The organism is Streptomyces sp. NPDC058051, assembly GCF_042885475.1.
Lineage (GTDB): Bacteria > Actinomycetota > Actinomycetes > Streptomycetales > Streptomycetaceae > Streptomyces.
On the sequence record NZ_JBHVRW010000004.1, the window covers coordinates 104,550 to 118,915 of the forward strand.

The 14,366-nt window shown below is 70.4% G+C and carries 12 protein-coding genes; 6 read left to right on the top strand and 6 right to left on the bottom strand.

All coding sequences use genetic code 11. The features are described from left to right. Window positions 1–73 precede the first annotated feature (73 nt). The 3 genes from ACFVUT_RS08450 to ACFVUT_RS08460 all read left to right on the top strand — a co-directional run bounded on the left by ACFVUT_RS08450 (window position 74) and on the right by ACFVUT_RS08460 (window position 3,008). Window positions 74–844, top strand: a complete 771-nt coding sequence (locus ACFVUT_RS08450) for an IclR family transcriptional regulator (protein WP_389646539.1) — start codon at window positions 74–76, stop codon at window positions 842–844. A gap of 2 nt (window positions 845–846) precedes the next feature. Beyond that, window positions 847–1,320 (top strand): GNAT family N-acetyltransferase, encoded by a 474-nt coding sequence (locus ACFVUT_RS08455; RefSeq protein WP_389646536.1) that lies wholly within the window; start codon window positions 847–849, stop codon window positions 1,318–1,320. 236 nt (window positions 1,321–1,556) lie between these two features. After that, a complete protein-coding gene (locus ACFVUT_RS08460) occupies window positions 1,557–3,008 on the top strand; it encodes a penicillin-binding transpeptidase domain-containing protein (protein ID WP_389646533.1) in 1,452 nt (483 codons plus the stop codon). A gap of 118 nt (window positions 3,009–3,126) precedes the next feature. Here the strand turns inward: ACFVUT_RS08460 and ACFVUT_RS08465 are convergent, their stop codons facing one another. Beyond that, window positions 3,127–4,551 carry an NCS2 family permease gene (locus ACFVUT_RS08465; RefSeq protein WP_389646530.1) on the bottom strand — a complete coding sequence of 475 codons (1,425 nt, stop codon included), beginning with the start codon at window positions 4,549–4,551 and terminating at the stop codon, window positions 3,127–3,129. Window positions 4,552–4,789: 238 nt separating this feature from the next. On the opposite strand from ACFVUT_RS08465, the gene ACFVUT_RS08470 reads away from it, so the two are divergent. The 3 genes from ACFVUT_RS08470 (at window position 4,790) to ACFVUT_RS08480 (ending at window position 7,121) form a co-directional block, all read left to right on the top strand. Then, window positions 4,790–5,362 carry a SigE family RNA polymerase sigma factor gene (locus ACFVUT_RS08470; RefSeq protein WP_389646527.1) on the top strand — a complete coding sequence of 191 codons (573 nt, stop codon included), beginning with the start codon at window positions 4,790–4,792 and terminating at the stop codon, window positions 5,360–5,362. After that, the gene (locus tag ACFVUT_RS08475) at window positions 5,362–6,093 is read left to right on the top strand and encodes a hypothetical protein (RefSeq protein WP_389646525.1); all 732 of its coding nucleotides are present in this window, start codon (window positions 5,362–5,364) and stop codon (window positions 6,091–6,093) included. The genes ACFVUT_RS08470 and ACFVUT_RS08475 overlap by 1 nt, the downstream gene beginning before the upstream one ends. 191 nt (window positions 6,094–6,284) lie before the next feature. Beyond that, window positions 6,285–7,121, top strand: a complete 837-nt coding sequence (locus tag ACFVUT_RS08480; protein WP_389646522.1) for a pectate lyase — start codon at window positions 6,285–6,287, stop codon at window positions 7,119–7,121. A gap of 54 nt (window positions 7,122–7,175) precedes the next feature. On the opposite strand, the gene ACFVUT_RS08485 is transcribed toward ACFVUT_RS08480, so the two are convergent. The 5 genes from ACFVUT_RS08485 to ACFVUT_RS08505 all read right to left on the bottom strand — a co-directional run bounded on the left by ACFVUT_RS08485 (window position 7,176) and on the right by ACFVUT_RS08505 (window position 14,341). Further along, window positions 7,176–8,564, bottom strand: coding sequence for a polysaccharide lyase family 1 protein (locus tag ACFVUT_RS08485; protein ID WP_389646519.1), 1,389 nt, complete (start codon window positions 8,562–8,564; stop codon window positions 7,176–7,178). Between the two features lie 87 nt (window positions 8,565–8,651). Then, the gene (locus ACFVUT_RS08490; RefSeq protein WP_389646516.1) at window positions 8,652–9,977 is read right to left on the bottom strand and encodes a polysaccharide lyase family 1 protein; all 1,326 of its coding nucleotides are present in this window, start codon (window positions 9,975–9,977) and stop codon (window positions 8,652–8,654) included. 38 nt (window positions 9,978–10,015) lie between these two features. Further along, complete coding sequence (locus ACFVUT_RS08495; RefSeq protein ID WP_389646513.1) at window positions 10,016–10,840, bottom strand: rhamnogalacturonan acetylesterase; 825 nt, start codon at window positions 10,838–10,840, stop codon at window positions 10,016–10,018. Between the two features lie 111 nt (window positions 10,841–10,951). After that, window positions 10,952–12,286: an ABC transporter substrate-binding protein gene (locus ACFVUT_RS08500; protein ID WP_389646511.1), complete on the bottom strand. Its 1,335-nt coding sequence runs from the start codon at window positions 12,284–12,286 to the stop codon at window positions 10,952–10,954. A gap of 33 nt (window positions 12,287–12,319) precedes the next feature. Further along, window positions 12,320–14,341 (bottom strand): pectinesterase family protein, encoded by a 2,022-nt coding sequence (locus ACFVUT_RS08505; protein WP_389646508.1) that lies wholly within the window; start codon window positions 14,339–14,341, stop codon window positions 12,320–12,322. Between the last annotated feature and the right edge of the window lie 25 nt (window positions 14,342–14,366).

Sequence of the window (14,366 nt, forward strand, 5' to 3'; positions counted from 1 at the left end):
ACTCTATTTCCGGGCGTTCAGTGTTGGCAAGAAGTCGCAGGGTTCGTAAGTGGGCTGGAAGGGGCGTAGGGCGATGTCGGCTGCCGAGTCTGGTGGGGCACAGGTCAAGTCCGCCGTGCGGACGGTGGAACTGCTCGAATACTTCGCCGGGCGTCCCGGCATGCACTCCCTCGCGGCGGTGCAGGAGGCCGTCGGCTACCCCAAGTCGAGCCTCTACATGCTGCTGCGCACCCTGGTGGAGCTGGGCTGGGTGGAGACCGACGCGACGGGCACGCGGTACGGCATCGGCGTACGGGCCCTGCTGGTCGGCACCTCGTACATCGACGGCGACGAGGTCGTCGCGGCGGCCCGCCCGACCCTGGACCGGCTCTCCGACGACACGACGGAGACCATCCACCTGGCCCGCCTCGACGGGACGAACGTGGTGTACCTGGCCACCCGGCAGTCCCAGCACTACCTGCGCCCCTTCACCCGCGTCGGCCGCCGGCTGCCCGCCCACTCCACCTCGCTCGGCAAGGCCCTGCTGGCCACCCACACCGACGAGCAGGTCCGCAAGATGCTCCCCGAGACGCTGCCCGCGCTCACCGAGCACACCCTCACCGACCGCGAGAAGCTCATCGAGGAACTGCACCTGATCCGCGAACAGGGGTACGCGGTGGACCGTGAGGAGAACACCCTCGGGCTGCGCTGCTTCGGCGTCGCCATCCCCTACCGCACCCCCGCCCGCGACGCCATCAGCTGCTCCGTCCCGGTCGCCCGGCTCACGCCCGCGCACGAGCAGATGGTGAAGGACGCACTGTTCGACGCGCGGGACCGGCTGACGCTGGCGACCAGGAGGCTCTGATCATGCAGGTCGTCCTGCGGGAGGTACGCGACAGCGACCTCCCGTCGTTCTTCGTGTTCATGTCCGACCCGGAGTCGGTCAGGACAGCCGCGTTCACCAGCGAGGACCCCACCGACCGGCACGCGTTCGACGCCCACTGGCGACGGATCCTGGCCGACGGCTCGGTCGTGATGCGGACGGTGGTCGTCGACGGAGCGGTGGTCGGCAGCACCGGGGTGTACGGACCGCCGGAGGACCGGCAGGTCACCTACTGGATCGAGCGGGCACACTGGGGCCGCGGGGTCGCGACGGCCGCGCTGTGCGCGCTGCTCGACGCCGTACCGGAACGCCCGCTGCACGCGCGGGCCGCGGCCGACAACACCGGTTCGCGCCGGGTGCTGGAGAAGTGCGGGTTCGCCGTCACCGGCAAGGACCACGGGTACGCGCACGCCCGCGGCGAGGACACCGCAGAGCTGCTGTTCACCCTGCCGGGGTGACCCGGGGGCCGCGTCCGGCGGCTTCCCCGGCCGGCCCTGGCCCCGGCCCTCCCCGCGCGTACCGGTGCCCCGGCCCTCCCGGAGCACGTACCGGTGCTTACCGGCCGCCCCGGCGCGTACCGGTCCTCGCGGCGCGTACCGGCAGATCAGCGGCGCGTACCGGCCGATCATGAGGAATCGGTGAGAAGCGGCTCAACCGGGAACGCCGCGGGTGCTCCGCTCGTCCCTCTCGTGGGATGAACAAGACGATCAGGCGCACCTCGGTCTTCGTCCTGCTTCTGGTCCTCGCCCTGCTGGTGCGGGCGACCTGGGTGCAGGCGTATCAGGCACGGGCGCTCGCAGACGACGACCACAACCGGCGGAAGACCATCGCGCAGTACGCGCAGCCGCTCGGCGACATCATCGTGGCCGGGAACCCGGTCACCGGATCGAAGAGGACGGTGGGCAGCGACCTCGCGTACAAGCGCACCTACACGCAGGGCGAGCTCTACGCGGCCGTCACCGGCTACAGCTCGCAGGCCTACGGCGCCACCCAGCTCGAAGGGATCTACAGCCATGTGCTGGACGGGACCGACAACCGGCTGAAGAACCCGATGGACACGGTGACGGGCAAGCAGTCGACTCCCGGCAACGTCCTGACGACGATCGACCCCGATGTGCAGAAGGCCGCGTACGAGGCGCTCGGCGACGACAAGGGGGCGGCGGTCGCGATCGACCCGAAGACCGGCCAGGTCCTGGCCGTGGTGTCGACCCCTTCGTACGACCCGTCGACGATCAGCGGGACGGCGGACGGCGACACCTGGAAGAAGCTGCTCGGCGACACGGACAAGCCGCTGGTCAACCGCGCGTTGCGGCAGCCGCTGGCCCCCGGTTCGACGTTCAAGCTGGTGGTGGCCGCCGCGGCACTGGAGAACGGGTTGTACAGCTCGGTCGACGAGCGCACGGACAGCCCCAACCCGTACCCCCTGCCCGGCACCAGCAGATCCCTGGAGAACGAGAGCGCCTCGGCGCCCTGCGAGAACGCCACGCTGCGCACCGCGCTCCAGTACTCCTGCAACAACGTCTTCGGCAAGATCGCGGTCGACCTCGGCCAGGACAAGGTCAGGGCGATGGCGGAGAAGTTCGGTTTCAACGCCGAGAAGCTCGACATGCCGGTACGGGCCTCCGCGAGCGTCTATCCGTCCGGCATGGACAAGCCGCAGACCGCGCTCTCGGGCATCGGCCAGTTCGAGGTCACCGCGACACCGCTGCAGATCGCCATGGTCTCCGCCACTCTCGCCAACGGCGGCGAACTGGCCGCACCCCACATGGTGTCGGCGGTGACGGACTCCAAGGGCAACGCGCTGCAGACGTTCGCGGACGGGGACACGAAGCGGGTCGTCTCGCAGTCCACCGCCGAGCAGTTGCGCAGCGCGATGGTGACCGTGGTCGAGGAGGGCACCGGTACCAACGCCAGGATCGACGGGGCCGAGGTGGGCGGCAAGACGGGCACCGCACAGAACGGTGTGGGCAACAGCAAGAGCCCGTACGCCTGGTTCACCTCGTACGCGAAGGACGACTCCAGCGGCAAGGAGGTCGCGGTGGCCGTCGTCGTCGAGGACTCGGGCGCGGCCCGCGCGGAGGTCAGCGGCAACGGCCTGGCGGCGCCGATCGCCCAGAAGATGATGAAGGCCGCGCTCAAGCGGTGACAGGGGCGGGTGCGAAGAGCTGGGCGGGTGCAGAGAGCCGGGCGGGCGTGAGCAGCCGGGCGCGAGGAGCCGGGCCTCCGCACCCGCCGGAGTCCGGCCCCTCGCACCCGCGCCGCGGCTACTTCACGCCGAACAGCTGCTCGATCGGGTCGATCGCGAAATACACGGTGAACAGCGCCGACGCTCCCCACAGCAGCCCGTGCACCTCGCGCGCCTTCCCGAGGACGCACTTGATGACGACGTACGCGAGGAAGCCCGCTCCGATGCCGTTGGTGATCGAGTACGTGAACGGCATCACGACGATCGTGAGGAACGCCGGGATGGCGAACTCGTAGCGCTCCCAGTCGATGTACCGGACCTGCGCCATCAGCAGGAAGCCGACGGCGACCAGGGCGGGCGCGGCTGCCTGGGCGGGGACGACCGTGGCGAGCGGGGTGAGGAACAGGGCGACCGCGAACAGCCCGCCGGTGACCAGGGACGCGAAACCGGTACGGGCGCCCTCGCCGACGCCGGCCGCGGACTCGATGTAGGAGGTGCTCGACGAGGCGGAGGCCGCACCGCCCGCCACCGCGGCGGCGCCGTCGATCAGCAGGACCCGGCCGAGGTTCGGCACCCGGCCCTGCTCGTCGAGGAGCCCGGCCTCGCTGGAGACGCCGACCACGGTGCCCATCGTGTCGAAGAAGTCGCTGAGGATCAGCGTGAAGACCAGCAGCACGATGGTGACGACGCCGACCTGCTGGAACGCCCCGAAGAGGCTGAAGGAGCCGAGGAGACCGAAGTCCGGGGCGGCCACGATGTCGTCGGGGAAGCTCGGGACGGTGAGCCCCCAGGCGTCCGGAACGATGTCGGCGACCGCGTTGACGACCATCGCGACGGCCGTCATCACCACGATGCTGATCAGGATGGCCCCCCGCACCTTGCGGGCCAGCAGCGCCACGGTCAGCAGGACGCCGAGGCAGAAGACCAGGACCGGCCAGCCGGAGAGCTGTCCCGTGGCCCCGAGCTGGACGGGGACGGAACCGGTCTCGCCGGGAATGCGGGTGACGAAGCCCGCGTCGATGAACCCGATGAACGCGATGAAGAGCCCGATGCCGACGCTGATCGCGTGCTTGAGCGCGGGCGGGATGGCCCGCATGACGGCCTCGCGCAGCCCGGTGACGACCAGGGCGCAGATCAGCAGACCTTCGAGGACGATCAGGCCCATCGCGTCGGGCCAGCTCATCAGCGGAGCGATCTGGAACGCGACGACGGCGTTGAGACCGAGACCGGCGGCGATCGCCAGCGGCAGATTGCCGCCGAGTCCCATGATCGCGGTCATCACGGCAGCCACCAGGGCGGTGGCGGTGACGAGCTGGGGCGGGGAGAGATGGGCACCGAACTTGTCCTCGGCCGAACCGAGGATGATCGGGTTGAGGACCAGGATGTAGGCCATGGTGAAGAAGGTGGCGAAGCCGCCGCGTATCTCGCGTCCGAAGGTCGAGCCGCGGTCGCTGATGGCGAAGTAGCGGTCGACGGGGTTGCGTTGCGCGGATCTGTCGGGCATGGGCGCTCCTGCTGGGTACGTGAAGGCCCCTCTACGGGGTAGCTGGATTGTTCCGTCGGACACGGGGTCTTCAGGTTTTCGCCGTGTTACGCCTTACTGGGATCACACATCCGTGTCGAAGCGCTTCCGGGGTACGCCGTTACGCTCATGCACCGCCCGCGGGCCGCGGGCGGTGCCGGGGAACGTACACAACGCGACACCGCGCGTACAAGGGATTCGAGTGCAGAGAGAGGTAGTTGTGGGCTCAGTCGTCGACGATGCCGCTGCCGCCGAGTTCCATGAGTTCTTCGAGGCTCACTACGCCGAACTCGCCCGGCTCGCCCACCTGCTGACCGGTGAGGCCGACGCCGCGGACGATCTGGCGGCCGACGCGCTGCTGGCGCTCTGGCACCGTTGGGACCGTCTCAAGGACGCCGACCACCCCGTCGCGTACGCACGCGGTGTCGTGGCCAACCTCGCCCGCAGCCGGATCCGCAGCGCGGTGCGCGAGCGGCGCAGGATCGCCCTGTTCTGGGCGCCGCGCGGGCCCGGGGACGGGTACGCGGTCGACGATCCCGACGTGTCGGCCGTCGTCGACGTCCAAGGGGCGCTGCGCAGACTGCCGTTCCGCAAACGGGCGTGCGTGGTGCTGCGGCACGCCTTCGACTTGTCGGAGCGGGACACCTCGCTGGTGCTCGGGATCTCGGTGGGCACGGTGAAGAGCCAGACCTCGCGCGCCGTCGCGGAACTGCAACGGCTGCTCGGGCCCGATACGCCCGCCGCGCAGGTACAGGTGGCTGTCGCGGCGCAGCGCAACGGAGGAAGACACTGATGGACGACGAGCTGCGGGCGCGGCTGCGCGCGGCTGCCGGAACACACCGCCCCGACCGGGAGCGGATGCTGGCGCGGGTCGAGCGCGGCATGGCCCAGCGGCCCTCCGCCCGCGTTCCGCACGCCGGGCGCGGTGCGGCGTTGTGGCTGCGGGTCGCCGGGGCGACGGCGGCGGTCTGCGCGGTGCTGGTCGTGGGCGCGTACGCGGTCACCACGACCGGCGGCGGGGGCGACGACGGCCGACGGGTGGCGGGGCCGCCCAGCACCCCCGTCCCGGCCACCGAGCCGCCCACGCCCGCACCGGAGGCACCGGCCGGGCCCGGCGCGCTGCCCGCCGAGGACGGGCCGCTCTGGATCGACGCCGCCGTCGACCCGCACAGCAACGCGTACTGGGCGCAGAGCGATGTGACGCTGCGGACGAGCCGACCGCTGTCCGCGCTCACCGTCGAGCTGCGGATCGCGCTCACCGGTGGGGTGAACACCACCGGTGCGTGGCGCTCGTTGCCGGAGGTGGACTTCATCGCCTCCGCCCGGGAGCAGGGCGGTTTCCTCGTCTACCGCTGGACGCTGAAGCCGGGGCGGACGGTCCCGGCCGGTACGCACACGTTCGCCGGTCAGTACAACCACGCCGAGGGCGACCGGGACGCGAGCGGTGACGACGTGACGGCGCGCGCGGTGCCTACGACGGGTCAACAGGCGGCGGTGGGCGACGACTTCAGCTCCTCTCACTGAGGGCACTCCGGCAGTCCCCGGCCCAGGGGCGCGGGGCAGAAGCGGTCTGCCGGCCCGACGCGCGGGCCGGACCGGACCTCGCCCGGTTCGCGTCGGCCCGAGACTTTCCCCGACCCCGGCAACCCTTCTCCGGACCGTGGCGACCAGAGAGCGCGACACTCCCCCAGCCCCTCACGGAACGGGACACCGAGATGAAGGAACGAGCCGCACTCCCCCCACGCACCGCGCTTCTCCCACGCCCGGGGCGCCGCCGGCGGTACACCTCCCTGAGCGCCGCGCTGGCGCTCACCGGCGCCGCCGTCGCCCTGGGACTCACGGCCCAGCCGGCCGGCGCCGCGGCCTCCTGGCCGACGGCGAACGGCTCCCAGGCCGTCTCGGCGACCATCCCGGTCTCGGGGACGTACGACGGAGGGCTGAAGCGCTTCTACGGCAGCGGCGACCTCGGTGACGGCGGCCAGGGCGAGGACCAGGACCCGATCTTCGAGCTGGCGGACGGGGCCGTCCTGAAGAACGTCATCGTGGGCGCGCCCGCCGCCGACGGTATCCACTGCCTGGGCTCGTGCACGTTGCAGAACGTCTGGTGGGAGGATGTCGGCGAGGACGCGGCCTCCTTCAAGGGCTCCTCGTCCGGGGCCGTGTACAAGGTGACCGGCGGTGGCGCCCGCAAGGCGTCCGACAAGGTCTTCCAGTTCAACGGGGCGGGCACGCTGACCGTCACCGGATTCCAGGTCTCGGACTTCGGCAAGCTGGTCCGCTCGTGCGGCAACTGCTCCAAGCAGTACAAACGCACCATTGTCGTCAGCGATGTCGATGTCACCGCGCCCGGCAAGGCGCTGGTCGGCATCAACACCAACTACGGGGACACGGCGACACTGAGCTCGATCCGGATCCACGGGGACAGCAGCAAGAAGATCAAGCCGTGCGTCCGCTACACGGGCAACAACACGGGTGCCGAGCCGACCGAGACGGGCAGCGGCCCCGACGGCACGTACTGCCGCTACTCCACGTCGGACATCAGCTACGACTGACGACGCGGTGCCCCCTCGGATCCACCGGCTCCCAGGGGGCCCCGCACCGGCCGGTCAGTGCTGCCGCGGGCCCGCGTGGTGCAGGACGTAACCGCGCACCGCCGCAAGGGACTTCAGCGCGTGATAGGGGTAGACGTCCCGGGGATCCCAGCCGGTGTCCGTGCTGAACTCCCCCGGGGTCGCGGCGGCGGCCACCGCGTCGAGGTCGGCGGGGCGGCCGTTGAACCAGGAGCCGGTGTCCCGGAAGCGTTCGCCTCCGTAGTTCGCGACGACCACGGCGGGGCCGGCGTTGTGTCCCGTGTACTCGAACACGTTGCGTTCGGAGACGATCGCGGACTCCAGCCCCATGCCCAGGGCGTAGACGGTGTCCTCGGCCCGGCCCCGGTAGACGTTGTTCAGGACGTGCACCTGGCCGAACCGGACGCGCGGGCCCCGCTGCACGATGTCCGTGAAGAGGTTGCGCGCGAAGGTGATCCTCAGATGGCCGCGGTCCCGGTCGCCGCGCCCGTCGCCCGAACCGATCAGGAGCGCCTTGTCGTGGTCGGTGAACCGGCTGTCGGAGACGGTGATGAAGTCGGAGCCGTCCTCGATGTCGAGCAGCCCGTCGTGGCGCTGGACGGGCTTCCCGTGGAAACCCACAGGGGCGGCGCGGTCCGGGTACCGGCCGTCGCCGAAGGCGCAGTGGTCGATCCAGATGGTGCGGCCCGTGATGACGGTCATCGCGTCGAAGCGGGCGTTCCAGTTGCCTTCGTCGCCGTCGTCGGGCGACCAGGTGGTGAAGTGGTCGACCGGTGACTCCAGTTCGAGATCCCGGACGATGATGTTGGTGCCGGTGTTGACGGTCAGGAAGACGCCGAGCAGCCGTGCGCCGCGGCCCGCGCCGACGAGTGTGGTGTTGCTCGGCACGGTCAGCTGGATCTGCAGCTTCTCGTTGTTCGAGCCGGTCTGGCGCAGGATGCGCTGCTGCTTGCAGTAGTCGTAGCGGGTGTCGGACCAGGTGGTGCCGGACTCGCCGAAGCAGGACATGTACCGGGTGAGGTCGTAGCCCGGGGCGTAGTCCTGTTCGCCGAGCAGGGTGCCGTCGTCCGCCTCGTTGCCGTGGATGTCCCCGATGACGCGGACGATCTTCGGCGCGGTGGGGTCGCCGTGGTTGGCGAGGGCCTCCTTGAGTTCGGCGCGGGTGCGCACGGTCCACACCGACGCGTGGTCCGCGCCCGCGCCACCGGTGACCGCGCCGTTCGCGGACGCCCAGCCGGTCGGGCCGCGACCGGCCGTGGCGGAGGCCGAGCCCGAACCGGACGCCGAGGCCGTGGCGGAGGCCGTGGCCGTGGCCGTGGCGGTCGTGCCGCCCGTCGCGAGCAGTACGGCGGCGAGTGCGGCGGTCGCCGCGGCAGTCGCCCTGCGCGTACGGCCTCCGGGCCGTACGGGGGATTTCACACGCACGAGGGGTACCTCCTTCATGGTGGGTGAGGTGAGGACACAGGAGGGGGCCGGGACGGGAGTGGTGCCCGTCCCGGCCCCGCGTGCGTCTCAGCAGCCGCGGCCGGCTCCGGCTCCGCGGCCGACGAGGGCCGGGACGGCGCGCGGGTTGTCGATCCTGGTGCGCAGGGTCGGGGTCCAGCCGGCGTCCGGGGTGAGCTGCTCGGCGGGGACGCCCGCGTTGTGGACGGCGATGAGGTCGGTCCTGCGGCCGTTGACGTAGTTGTCCGCCGCGGTGATCGGGGACTCCTTCCACTTCTTCAGGATGGTCGCCGGGTCGGCCTGCGGGGCGAGGGTGAACGCGTTGTGTTCGGCGACGATCCGGGACTCCATGCCCACGCCGTAGCTGTAGCCGTAGGCGGCGCCCGCCGTGGCGACGAAGTGGTTGTTGTACGAGTCGACGGCGCCGAAACGGACGCGGGGTGCGCGCTCCTTGACGTCCTGGAAGAGGTTGTGGTGCAGGGTGACGCGGAGCTTTCCGCGGTCGATCGCCGCGGTGGCGGCGCTGTCGCTGTTACCGATGAGCATCGTCTTGTCGTGGTTCTTCAGGACGTTCCAGGAGACGGTGACCAGGTCGGCGCCGCGGACGATGTCGAAGAGGCCGTCGTGCTGCTGGAAGATTTCGCCGTAGTAGTGGGGCTGGTCGGCGTCGGGCCGGTCGCCGTCGCTGAAGGTGTTGTGGTCGACCCAGACGTGGTGGGAGCCGGTGACGACGAGGTTGTCGTACTCGGAGTTCCAGGCGCCGGTCTCCCCGTCGGTGGGATCCCACTGGGGGAAGCAGTCGTAGGTGTCCTCGAAGGTGATGTTGCGGACGATGACGTTCGAGACGTTGCTGATCTGGAGACTGGCGCCGATGACGGTGGCGTCCTCGCCGACGCCGACCAGTGTGGTGTTGGAGGGGACCTGGACCTCGACCGCGGCCTTCTGCACGGCGGCCGACGCGGCGCGGGCCTCCTCCAGCGGGCCGGCCGGGAGCTCCTTGCCCCAGGTCGCCGGGTCGTAGGCGGCGAGGTACGTGTCGAGGGTGTAGCCGTCGGTCTGGTAGTCCTCGCAGTCCAGGGGGTCACCGGCGGCGTCGGCGTTCCCGTGGATCGTGCCGGCGATTCTGACGATCTTCGGGGCGTCGCCGGCGTCTTCGAAGGCGGCGATGAGTTCGGCCCGGTCGGTGACGGTGTAGACGTGGTCGGGCGTCGCGGCGGCGCCGCCGGTGGTGGAGCCGTCGGCGGCGGCCCAGCCGTCGCTCGCGGGGAGCACGGCGCGCTCGATGCCCTTCGCGGGGTGCGGGGCGGCCTGGGCGGGGACGGACACGGCGAGGGCGAGTGAGGCACAGCCCATCACCAGAGCGATGGCGCGAGCATGACACATACGTGCGGGCATGTGGGTTCCTTCGGTGGGTGGGGTGGGACGGTGCCGGGTCAGGCCCGGGGCCAGGTGATCCACTCGGTGGGGACCGGGTCGTCGAGCCGGCGCAGGTCGCGCGGCGCGAGGACGCGGGCGTCCAACAGGGCCCGCGCGGTGATCCGGGCGACCTCGACGGCTCCGCGCGGCTGGAAGTGCGTGTTGTCCTGCTGCCCGTCGGGGTAGTTGGGCGACTGGCCCGGTTCCAGCCAGTTGAACAGTGCCTGCGTCCCGTCCGGGCCGAGCTGCTGCCAGCGGGCCAGGGTGAGGGCCTGCAGATCGAGCAGCGGCACGTCCTCCTCGGCGGCCAGTTCCCGCATCGCGGCCGGGTAGTCGCCGTGGCTGGGCGTCGCGGTCCCGTCGGTGGCGAAGCGGCGGCGCTCGACGGGGGTGAGGAGGACGGGCCGCGCGCCGTGGTCGCGGGCGGCCGTCACGTACTGCCGCAGGTACTCCTGGTAGGTGGTGAACGGATCGGTGCCGCGGGCCGGGTCCGTGGTCTTCTCGTCGTTGTGCCCGAACTGGATGAGCAGCAGATCGCCCGGGCGGACTGCCACGAGGAGTGCGGCGAGCAGGCCCTCGTCGATGAAGCTCTTCGAACTGCGCCCGTTCATGGCGTGGTTGGCGACGTGGAGCCCGTGGCCGAGGAAGAACGGCAGGGCCATCCCCCACCCGGTCTCGGGTGCCGCGTCGGCGTACTTCTGGGCGGCCGTCGAGTCGCCCGCGATGTGCACGGTACGGAGACGGTCAGGGCCGCCCCGGCCGTGTGCGACGGCGGGGGTCGCGGCCAGGGCGAGGGGCAGCGCGGCGAGCGCGGCTGCCGTGCGTCTGCGGGTGAGTGACACGGTGGAGCTACCTCTCTGACAGCGGGAGAGGGACCGGCGGCGCGGCGCGACCCGGACCGCCGCCGGCCCCCGGTCACCGGGGGGTCGGCCGTGACAGGACCGTCCTCGGGGTCAGCTCTTGCTCTGTTCCTTCCACTCCGCCTGGGCCTTGTTCAGCTCCTCGGCCATCTTGTCCAGGAAGGCCTTCGCCGTGGTCTTGCCGAGCAGCACCTTCTGGAACTCCGGCTCGTTGTCGGCCTTGCTGATGTTGTTCCAGTCGGGCAGGTAGTACGGCAGCTGCACGATCTCGGTGGAGCCGTCGGTCAGGGACTTCGCGGCGAGCTCGGTCGGGGCGGCGGCGCTGATCCACGGGTCCTTGGCGGCCTCGGTGTTGGCCGGGATGGCACCGGCCGACTCGTTCCACTTGCTGTTGGACTCGTGGGAGGCGGCGAACTCGATGAACTTCCAGGCCGCCGTCTTGTTCTTGCTGGACTTGAACAGGCCGAGCCCGTCGACGGGGTTGGAGACCTGGACGCGGGTGCCGCTGTCACCGATCGGGTTGGGGATGCCGGCGAACTTGTCCTTGCCCAGTGCCTTCAGGTGGTCCTGGTAGGAGCCGAGGTTGTGGCTGAGCATGCCGATGGTGCCGGAGTCCCACTGGGCGACCATCTTGGTGAAGTCGTTGTTGACGTCGGCCGCGGGGGTCGTCTTCTTGTAGAGGGCGGCGTACTTCTCCAGCGCGGCGACGTTCTTCGGATCGTTGAGCGTCGTCTTGTCGCCGTTCCAGAACTCCGTGATGCCGGACTGCCCGTAGGCCGCGTCGATGGCCTGGGCGATGGAGCCGGCGCCGCCGCGGATGGTGTAGCCGAACTTGTTGTTCTTGACGTCGGTGAGCTTCTCGGCCGCCGTGTAGAAGTCGGCCCAGGTGGCCGGGGCCTTCAGTCCCGCCGCCTCGAACAGGTCGGTGCGGTACCAGAGCGCGCCGTTGTTCGCGGAGGTGGGCACGGTGTACATCTCATCGCCCCGGCCGCCCGCGTCCTTGACGCTCGCGACCATGCTCTCGACGAGCTTGCCGTTCAGGGCGGATCCCTTGATGCGGTCGCCGACGGGCTCCAGGGCCTCCTGGGCGACGATGTTGGAGAGGTAGGCGGTGCCGACACCGCCGACGTCCGGCAGGCCGCCGCCCGCGATCGCGGTGTCGTACTTGGACTGGACGTCCGCGATCGGGATCGGGACGTACGTGACCTTGATGTCCGGGTACTTCTCCTCGAAGTCCTTGATGATCTCGGTCCAGACGGCGGTGCGCGGACCGCCGTTGTTGTCCCAGAAGGTGATCTCACCCTTCCCGCTGCCCTCTTCTCCGCTGCTGCTTCCGCTGTCGCCGCAGGCGGTGGCGGTCAGGGCCAGCACTGCCGCCAGGGACACGGCCGCTGCGGCACGCCCCCGCTGCGTCTTCGAGATGTTCATGGTCGGCTCTCTCTCGGTCTGGATGCTCGGGAGTCAGGAATGCGCTGCGTGGGGGGTGTGGTGCGGGGCCCAGCCGTCCTCGCCCGCGAGGTAGTCGGCGACCCGGTGGTGTGCGGCGTCCGCGGCGGACATCTGCGGCCGGTCGGCGGTCCGGGCGGCGCCCGGTCCGTACGTCCGGTACTCGCTGAAGCGCGCTTCCTGCCAGGGGAAGCCGCTCATGTCGGTCCACGGCGTGGCCTTGATCGCGGCGGGCAGCTCGGTCTCCCGGATCAGCACCTGGCCGATCGCGTCCGGGTTCCCGCTCGGATGCCAGGGCCGGCCGAGGTGGAAGGAGTCCGCCGGGGCGTCGCTCACGATGCGGCTGCGGGTGATCAGGAAGCCGTACGGGTTCTCCTTCCAGGTCGAAGCGGCCGTGATGTAGCCGTTGTTGGTGTCGGAACCGCGGCTGAGCGCCTTGATCACCGAGTCCTCGATGACGGTGGTGGCGCGGCCGTAGATGAAGTCGACGTCGCCCTCGATGTACGCGTCCCTGAGGTAGACCCGGGCCTTCTGCGTGAGGACGGGGGTGTCGGTCATCAGGGTGTCCTGGTTGCCGAGGAAGGCGGTGTTCTCGAAGGTCAGCCTGTCCCCGGTGGTCTTCACGGCGAGGGCCTGCTCACCGTCCAGTTCGACGGCGTCCTCGTCGAAGTCGTTGGAGAAGGTGAGGTTCTGTGCGCTGAAGTCGTGTCCCTCGACGACGACGGTCGCGCTGCCCCACGAACCCTGGGTGGTGCCGTCGGGCTTGGTCTCACCGGACGGGGTGTCGAAGACGATGAGCGTGTCGGAGCGCCGCTTGCCGGTCCCGACGAGGGAGACGTACGGCTGGTTCTTCCCGATCCGGACGTGTTCGCGGTAGGTGCCGGGGGCGATCTCGACCGTGACGCGTCCGTCGTTGCCCGCGGGCACGGCGTCGACGGCGGCCTGCACGGTCGGGTAGTCGGCCGGAACGCGGAGCACGGTGCCGGTGCCGATGGTCTTCTGCGGCCCGGAGTCGCGGGTGACCAGCTTCGGTACGTCGGCCGCGCGGTCCAGGGTGTACGGGTAGAGGTCACGCGGCCTGAAGGCGGCCCCCCAGGCGTCGGTGCGGCCGGTGGTGTTCTTCAGGATGGACCCGCGCTGCACCAGTTCGGCGGTGTCATCGGCCTGGTAGGGGTGCTGGACGTCCTCGTAGTAGCTGTTCTCGATGACCATCCTGGTCCTGCCGCGGGCCCAGTTGCCGTAGGTCCAGACCGGGTCGCCGTCCGCCACCTGTGCGGAGAGGTAGTTGTTGTACAGGTGGGCGTACGCGCAGTTGTCGGCGGACGGGTTGCGCTGCTTGGTGCCGTTGAACCAGTTGTGGTCGATGGTGATCTGGGTCTTGACGTTCTCGGTCCAGCCGATGCCGAACGCCTTGTTGTGGTTGTCGAACCGGTTGTGGGAGACGGTGATGTACTCACTGTCCTTGCGGATGTCGAGGAGCCCGTCGCCCATGTGCGTCAGCCGGTTGTGGTCGATCCAGACGTGGTCGACCGAGTCCATCTGGATGGCGTCGAAGTCCGTGGTCTTGCCGTCCCAGTCGCCCTCGACGTACGAGTCGCGGATGGTGAGGTTGCGGATGATGACGTTGTGGGTACCGGGGTTCAGGTGCAGTTCGCCGTGGACGATCTCGCCGGTGTCCCCGACGCCGACGATGGTCTTGTCCGACGCCACGACGATGTCGTGGCCGAAGGGTTCGACGGCGACGGAACCGGCGACCCGGATGATGTAGGGCTCGTCGGCGGCCGCGTACCGGGCCAGATCCGCCTGGGTGGTGACGGTGACGACCTTGCCGCCCCGGCCTCCCGTGGTCCCGCCGTCCAGTGAGGCGAAGCCGTGCGGGGTGTCCGGCCGGCCGCTCCGCCCGGCCGACTGCTCCGCCGGCTGCTCGGCCGGGCCGGCCGACGCGACCGCGGGGCCGGCCGGCGTGAGGAGGGCTGCGGCCAGGGCGAAGGCAGTGGCGAAGGTCCGTGCTCTGGTGCGCTTGTGGTTCAGGTGCATCGATGCGGCTCCTGTACGTGCGAAT

Coding starts and splice junctions, on each gene's coding strand:
- ACFVUT_RS08450 (WP_389646539.1), top strand. CDS start 74: ATGTCGGCTGCCGAGTCTGGTGGGGCACAGGTCAAGTCCGCCGTGCGG.
- ACFVUT_RS08500 (WP_389646511.1), bottom strand. CDS start 12,286: ATGAACATCTCGAAGACGCAGCGGGGGCGTGCCGCAGCGGCCGTGTCC.
- ACFVUT_RS08475 (WP_389646525.1), top strand. CDS start 5,362: ATGGACGACGAGCTGCGGGCGCGGCTGCGCGCGGCTGCCGGAACACAC.
- ACFVUT_RS08490 (WP_389646516.1), bottom strand. CDS start 9,977: ATGCCCGCACGTATGTGTCATGCTCGCGCCATCGCTCTGGTGATGGGC.
- ACFVUT_RS08455 (WP_389646536.1), top strand. CDS start 847: ATGCAGGTCGTCCTGCGGGAGGTACGCGACAGCGACCTCCCGTCGTTC.
- ACFVUT_RS08460 (WP_389646533.1), top strand. CDS start 1,557: ATGAACAAGACGATCAGGCGCACCTCGGTCTTCGTCCTGCTTCTGGTC.
- ACFVUT_RS08465 (WP_389646530.1), bottom strand. CDS start 4,551: ATGCCCGACAGATCCGCGCAACGCAACCCCGTCGACCGCTACTTCGCC.
- ACFVUT_RS08480 (WP_389646522.1), top strand. CDS start 6,285: ATGAAGGAACGAGCCGCACTCCCCCCACGCACCGCGCTTCTCCCACGC.
- ACFVUT_RS08505 (WP_389646508.1), bottom strand. CDS start 14,341: ATGCACCTGAACCACAAGCGCACCAGAGCACGGACCTTCGCCACTGCC.